The 7,309-nt window shown below is 40.4% G+C and carries 4 protein-coding genes; all 4 read left to right on the top strand.

Annotated elements, in window-relative coordinates:
• The first annotated feature begins 658 nt into the window (after window positions 1-658).
• Window positions 659-3,781 (top strand): glycosyltransferase family 4 protein, encoded by a 3,123-nt coding sequence (locus IQ260_RS24460; protein ID WP_193995691.1) that lies wholly within the window; start codon window positions 659-661, stop codon window positions 3,779-3,781.
• 522 nt (window positions 3,782-4,303) lie between these two features.
• Window positions 4,304-4,672, top strand: a complete 369-nt coding sequence (locus IQ260_RS24465) for an EamA family transporter (RefSeq protein WP_193995692.1) — start codon at window positions 4,304-4,306, stop codon at window positions 4,670-4,672.
• 130 nt (window positions 4,673-4,802) lie between these two features.
• Window positions 4,803-6,233: a glycosyltransferase gene (locus IQ260_RS24470; RefSeq protein ID WP_193995693.1), complete on the top strand. Its 1,431-nt coding sequence runs from the start codon at window positions 4,803-4,805 to the stop codon at window positions 6,231-6,233.
• A 62-nt stretch (window positions 6,234-6,295) separates the two neighbouring features.
• A complete protein-coding gene (locus IQ260_RS24475) occupies window positions 6,296-7,078 on the top strand; it encodes a class I SAM-dependent methyltransferase (RefSeq protein WP_193995694.1) in 783 nt (260 codons plus the stop codon).
• Window positions 7,079-7,309: the final 231 nt, after the last annotated feature.

Raw genomic sequence — 7,309 nt, forward strand, 5'->3', positions numbered from 1 at the left:
ACATATATTTATCATTTTAGAATTTTGAAAAACCGATTTCTGCTGCTACATATAATCGATCCACACATTGATTACATGATAAATCAAATGTTCTTTAATCGTTCATTTGCAAAAGAGACATTAATGTTTGCAGCCAATTCTCAAATATCGATATTATAAAAAATAATTTAGACTCAGAACCTAAAAATGCCTTAACACTTAAGTACGAATGAACCAAAAAGACCCATCGAAAAAAATATGATTCGAATGAGTTATTGGCTTTAACCTATAGTTTTATTGCTATTAAAATAGAAAAAACGAATCAGCACTGGTTTAATATCATAGGATTTCTTAAAGGACGTCGGGCATAATTCAGTGTTGTGATAGAGATGTTTTAAAGAGCCTATAAGGAGCGAAAAAGACACTATATCAGAAGCTTATAAAATAATCCTTTTTATTTTTCTGAGGATTTATTTTATTAAAAGCTCTGCTAGTTAAGAATTTTAATCACTTTTTTCTTTACTATTCAGACTAAGTCGCCCTTAGGGATATGATTGACTATATATTTATAAAAAGCTATGTATATTATTATCTAGCACCATAGCTCATGCAGAAGTATTTGATTTTTATATCTCATCCTAATTAGTCCTGAAAACCTTGTCGAGAAGTAGGAGTTTGCATGTTTAAAGGTATTCTAGCTAACGGTTCTGAACTTGATAAAATCATCCCACCAGAAATTGCTGAGGATGCTTTTTATACGCATCTGGTTCAGCTTTGTCAAGAATCGTCAGTAAAGACTATTTTGGAAATTGGCTCTTCAGCAGGGCAAGGGAGCACCAAAGCATTTGTTTCAGGAATTCAATCTTCAATGGATTTCGAATACAAAAAGCTTTTTTGTATTGAAGTCTCCAGAGTAAGATTTGAAGCACTCAAGCAGTTTTATAAGGACGCATCGTTTGTCAAGTGCTACAACTGCTCGTCTGTACCAATACACAACTTTCCAACACGTAGTGATTTAGCTTGTTTTTATAACTCATATGAAACGGGTTTAAATGCCTATTCGCTTGATGAAGTTTTCCGTTGGCTCGAACAAGACATTACATACGTTGAGGAACAGGCAGTTCCAAATGAAGGAATACGCAGTATAAAAATAGAGAATAACATCAGCTTTTTCGATCTTGTTCTAATAGATGGCTCGGAGTTTACAGGCGAAGCAGAATTAGACGAAGTATATGGTGCTAAATATATATGCCTAGATGACATCAATACATTCAAAAACTATGAAAACCACAACCGTTTATGTGAAGATGAAAATTACGACTTAGTTGTCGAAGAGAGAAAAGTTAGGAACGGCTTTTCTATCTTTCAAAGAATCGGTAACAAGCCAATTATAAATAATGATATACCGGTACATTTCTTGACCATCGTATTAAATGGTCAACCCTTTATTCCCTATCATCTTAACTATGTATTTAAGAACTTGAAATTTAAGTGGCACTGGCACATAGTTGAAGGCGTCGCGGATCTAGCTCATGACACTGCTTGGAGTTTAGCCAATGGTGGGGTTATAGATAAAACCTTCCATGAGAACGGCTTGAGTTCCGACGGCACCACTGAGTATTTAAACAAAATAGCTGAGGAGTTTCCAGATAATATCAGCATATACCGTAAGGAAGGCGGTCAATTCTGGGATGGTAAACTGGAAATGGTGAATGCACCTCTAGAAAACATTAATGAGGAATGTTTACTGTGGCAAATCGATGTTGATGAGCTTTGGACATCACAGCAAATTACACGAGGACGAGAAATTTTCATCGAATATCCTCATAAAACAGCGGCATTTTACTGGTGTCACTATTTTGTAGGACCAAATTTAATAGTAAGCAGTAGAAACTGTTACTCTCAAAATCCAGTTCAAGAGTGGCTAAGAACTTGGCGCTATCAACCTGGTATGAGGTGGTCTGCTCATGAGCCGCCAATACTTGTCCAGGAAATAGAACCAGGCTTGGAGAAAGATGTTTCCAAAGCCTTTGCCTTTTCTCATCAGCGAACAGAACGTGAAGGTCTTGTATTTCAACATTTTGCATACGTTCTACAGAGCCAATTAGTCTTCAAGGAAAAATACTACGGTTATCAGCGCGCAAGCTCAAACTGGGAGAGGCTATTAAAGCAAACTAGGTTTCCAACTTTTTTGAGAGATTATTTCGACTGGGTTAATGATGACACTACTGTTGAAAAGGCTGATTCGTTGGGTATATCACCTATATTTAGGGCTGACTCTCCGTCAAAAGGTCCTGGCATCTTTACTGATTTTGCTGAGCCCATGGTTGACCTTGGAACTGTCAGGCTGCCTGCAAAGTCGAAAAAACCTACAGTGCTGATTGATGGTGTTTTCTTCCAGCTTCTAGGGTCAGGGATCGGTCGTGTGTGGAGAACGCTTTTAGAAGAGTGGAGTAATCACGAGTTCGGTCAACACATTACTGTGCTCGACAGGAATAACTCCGCACCTAAAATTCCAGGAATTCGCTATCGTAGTATTCCCCCATACGAGCCGTCTGCATGTGGTCGCGATAGCCTACTGCTACAGACTATTTGTGATGAAGAGAACGCAGATATTTTTATATCCACTTATTACAGTATGCCTGTAACTACATCCACTATCATGCTGCTCTACGACATGATACCTGAGATTCTGCAAGCAGACCTTGGAGATTGGCAGGAGAAAGTTTGCACGCTTATGCATGCATCTCAGTATGTAGCAATTTCTGAGAATACGGCACGTGATTTTAGAGCTGTATATCCTTTACTCTCTGATAGGAAAGTAACTGTTGCTTATTGTGGTGTTTCAAGCGTATTCAGACCGATGGAAAAAGCTGCGATCGCTGATTTTCGCTCGAAATACGAAATTAATAAACCATATTTCTGTACTGTTGGCGAACGAAGTGGATTCAATGGCTATAAGAACGTTACTTTGTTTTTTGAAGCGCTCAACCAACTTCAAAACAAGTCGGACTATATGGTTGTATGCATCGGTGGAAGAGATACTCTTGAAGCTGAACTTAGCCAAACGCTTGATGCAGTGGAAATAGTCTTGTTAAAGCTAAGTGATGAGGAATTGGCATTAGCTTATTCGGGGGCTGAAGCGCTTGTATATCCCTCAAAATATGAGGGGTTTGGTATGCCTATAGCTGAGGCTATGGCGTGTGGCTGTCCGGTCATAACTAGTAGAAATTCTTCAATTCCTGAGGTTGCAGGCGATGCTGCTCTCTATCTGAAGCAATTAGATATTCCCGACATGGTTTCTGCTTTAGAACAAGTTCAGATTCCAGACTTTAGAAACGATTTAGTGACTAAAGGCATATCTCAGGCTTCAAAGTTTTCCTGGGCGAAGATGGCCAATATAGTTTCTTCGGTAATCTTGAATGCGGTTCAAAACGATAGCTCTTTACATCCTCAAGTAGGTTGGTTATGGAATGAGTTACGCCATAACCAAAAAGAGCTTGAGAAGAGCGGCGGGGTAGCCGCATTTTTATATCCTCCCCCAAAAACTCTTGAGCAAAGTAAATTGGAAATTGAACAGCGCCTCAGCGAGGTATTGCAAGAGATTTCCCTTATTGAGCAAGGAAGTTTTTGGAAGCTGAGACAAATGTTGATTTCTACTAAGGAAAAGTTCTTAGGTGGCCACTCACAGCCGGATTTCTCAATATCGTACTCGGAAGACTTAGAACTACAACTGGCAAAAGCCCAACAAAAATTAAGTTGGATGAAAACAAGCAAATTTGTTAGAGCCAGGTTAGATTAAGGTCTTGCTAGTTGAAATATAGCTTGTTAGTGATCCTGCATTAGTTTCTGTGGACATGCCCGAAGCAGCTTGTTGAGTTTAGCCTTTGTTTTTGTAGAGCTAAGCTGAAGTTTGCCAGGAAAATTCAACGGATTTCAAGAGTCTCATCCTACGGTAAAATTTGAAGAAAGACAGAATCTACAGTGAAAGCGAGTTGATGGTAGCCTTACATGAAACTCTCCCATGATGAACGTCATAAGCAATACAGATGTATTGAAAAATGCTTGTGATTGCTAGAACTGCCAACGAATATTGAACTGCTGAGATCGCTTAATTTGGTGTGTTTTAAGCTCAAGCCCACTCATACCTTACACATATCGATGAACTTTTCTGTTTAGCTACAAGTGTGATATTAATAAACTATACTTTTGAGAAGTTGCCCTAGGTCAGAGTAGGCTTTAGGAGTTAGAGTAACGCAAAATGCTCTGATATTCCTTCTTTTTTCAAGTCGACAATTTTTTATTCATCTTTAAGAGTAAATCCGTGAGCTTTCAAGAATTTATTCTGTTATTTGTTGCTGTTCTTGCCAGTAGTGCAGGGCAGTTTTTTCTAAAGGCTGGAGCTTTGAAGCTTGGGAAGGTTACGGCTGCTAATGCTGTTAGCCATATTCTAGGAATTGCGACAAACTTCGAACTGGTGACGGGGTTAGTTTGTTACGGACTGGGAGCGATAATCTACATCCTGGTGCTGACTCGTGTCAAACTCAGTGTTGCGGCTCCTTCTGCTTCGATGATTTACATCCTTTCAGTCTTAATTGGTTATTTTGCGTTTCAAGAATCTCTCTCTGTTAACAGGCTCATTGGCATTGGCCTCATTGTTTGTGGAGTCGTTTTAGTCGCATGGCAGCAATGAACCTGCAGGTCTGCTGTATCTATGACAAGAGCTTGAGGGACCAGGCGAAGCTCTTGTCATAGATACAGCTACAAATCATGTACAATTTGAAGTAGTTGTTTGTGTGCTAGCCCAAGCGGAGTGAAGTGTAATGCAGGTTTCGCAAGTTTACGACTCTCTGAGAGGCATCAGACGAATTTCATATTTGGAGAAATGGAGAAAGCGTAATCTCTATTACTATCAAGACATCGAGAAATTCCATGAGTTTCTGCTTCAGGAACGGTCTGATGTATTAGAAATCGGTTCTGGCTCAGGAAATTTACTCGCTTCTGTTCATCCTCGGTATGGCCTGGGTATTGATATTAACCCTACTGCGGTAGAAAGTGCACAGCTAAAGTTTGATGGGCTAAATTTTCAAACTGGCAATATTGAAGAATATCAATCCAATCAAGTATTCGACTATGTTGTTCTTGCAAATACGATAAGTTACATCGAAAATATCCAAAAAGCATTTCAGAACATCAATCAGGCTTGTAATGCTTCGACTCGTTTGGTATTGACCTTTCATAATCCGGCTTGGGAACCCCTATTGAAATTTGCGACTGCTATTGGTCAGCGGATGCCTCTACCTCCCCTCAATTGGCTGAGTCGTAGGGATGTGGAAAATTTGCTCAATCTATCTGGTTTTGAGGTGGTCTCCCATACGAAACGGTTACTTTTTCCCAAGCGTATTCCTATTCTTTCATGGCTGTTTAATAAGTTTCTGGCCCCATTGCCGGGTTTTAACCGTCTCTGCCTGACGGAATATGTAGTGGCGCGCTTACAGCCCGAGATGTTGTTGACTCGTCGTCAGATCCAGGAAAAGACTTGTTCAGTAATAATACCTGCTCGGAATGAAGCAGGAAACATCGAAAGCTGCATCACCCGGCTACCCCGCATGGGAAGGCACACGGAAGTAATTTTTATTGAAGGTCATTCATCAGATAACACCTGGGAAGAAATTCAGCGAGTGCAAGCTAAGTATGGCGACCAGTGGGATATCAAGGTTTTCCAACAGACGGGTAAAGGCAAAGGGAATGCGGTGCGCCTGGGATTTGAGCAGGCCAGCGGAGACATATTGATGATTCTAGATTCTGACCTGACGGTGCGTCCTGAAGAACTGCCCTATTTCTTTGAGGCAGTGGCTTCTGGAAAATGTGAAATGGCCAATGGGTGCCGATTAATCTACCCAGTTAGCAAAGAATCAATGCCTTCGTTGAATCGGATGGCAAATCGCTTTTTTGCTTGGTTGCTCTCTTATCTTTTGAATACCAAGATCAAGGACTCTCTTTGTGGGACTAAGGTGATTTCAAGGGAGAATTACAAGAAAATCGTGGAGAATCGAACTTATTTTGGAGACTTTGATCCATTTGGAGATTTTGAGTTGTTGTTTGGGGCTTCCAAGCTAGGACTGAAGATTATTGATATCCCTGTGCGATACGTACCCAGGAGCTATGGAAGCTCAAATATCCAACATGTCAAAGAAGGACTGATTTTACTTAAGATGTGCATGTATGCTGCCCGCAAAATGAAGTTTATTTAGACTTTAGGCATATCAAGGGCTTGATCTTGTAATTGTGAGCGCTGTTAGGAGGGGCTCGAAGAATGCCAAGTGCGTTGGGTTGGCTAAAGTTACCAGAAATATCGCAGATGCAAGATCTGGATAATCCAAGCAATATCCACATATTGCGGAGAATTATTCAGCGTAAACCTTTTTTAAAAAAAACCTACATTAGGTTTTACCAGGATCTATTGAGCCGTGTGCAAGATGCACCATCAGATGGATTATTGGTGGAGTTGGGTAGCGGTCCAGGATTTTTGAAATCAATGGCATCCGATGTAGTAACTTCAGATGTGCTGCCTTACGAGGGTATCGATCGAGTCTTCTCAGCTCTGGATATGCCATTCTCTGATTGTAGCGTGAGTGCATTTATGATGATTGATGTATTGCATCACATCAAAGATTCACGGCAGTTCTTTCGGGAAATGCAGCGGTGTCTGAAACCTGGTGGTAAGGTAGTGATGATTGAACCTGCAAATACACCTTGGTCAAGTTTTATCTATCGCAACTTTCACCATGAGCCCTTCAATATAAAAGGAGGATGGGGTTTCGAAGACGGAGGGCCTTTATCGGGGGCAAATATGGCAATTCCCTGGATTGTTTTTTGTCGTGATCACCATGTGTTTGCCAAAGAATTTCCTGATTTTCGAATTTGCTCTGTTAAATATCACACTCCGATAACGTACTTAATTAGTGGAGGTGTATCTATGAGACAGATTCTACCTTCATACACGTACCCTATGATTCAATTTATTGAGTGGTCACTCTCTCCCGTGATTCACCTTGTTGGGATGTTTATGACAATCGAATTAGAGAACATTATTTGACAGCGCATTTTGGGCTCTAATTTTGATATCGCTAGAATGTCTTGATTCACCATGAAAAAAGTAGTCAGAATTCTAATCTTACTGGCTCTCCCTGTGGCATATATCTTGTCATCTTGTCTTACAAGAGATAGTTATGGGCCATATTGGCTAGGTCGGAACTTAGACCCTGAGTACGCTTATTTATTGAACTTCCTCAATCTGGTGAATTGGGAATCACCTGCACATACTGAC

Origin of the sequence: Leptolyngbya cf. ectocarpi LEGE 11479 (genome assembly GCF_015207065.1) — a bacterium.
Classification (GTDB): Bacteria; Cyanobacteriota; Cyanobacteriia; order Phormidesmidales; family Phormidesmidaceae; genus Leptothoe; species Leptothoe ectocarpi.

What these genes read in the sequence shown, in the direction of transcription:
- IQ260_RS24460 (WP_193995691.1), top strand. Translation starts at nt 659, where the DNA reads ATGTTTAAAGGTATTCTAGCTAACGGTTCTGAACTTGATAAAATCATC.
- IQ260_RS24470 (WP_193995693.1), top strand. Translation starts at nt 4,803, where the DNA reads ATGCAGGTTTCGCAAGTTTACGACTCTCTGAGAGGCATCAGACGAATT.
- IQ260_RS24475 (WP_193995694.1), top strand. Translation starts at nt 6,296, where the DNA reads ATGCCAAGTGCGTTGGGTTGGCTAAAGTTACCAGAAATATCGCAGATG.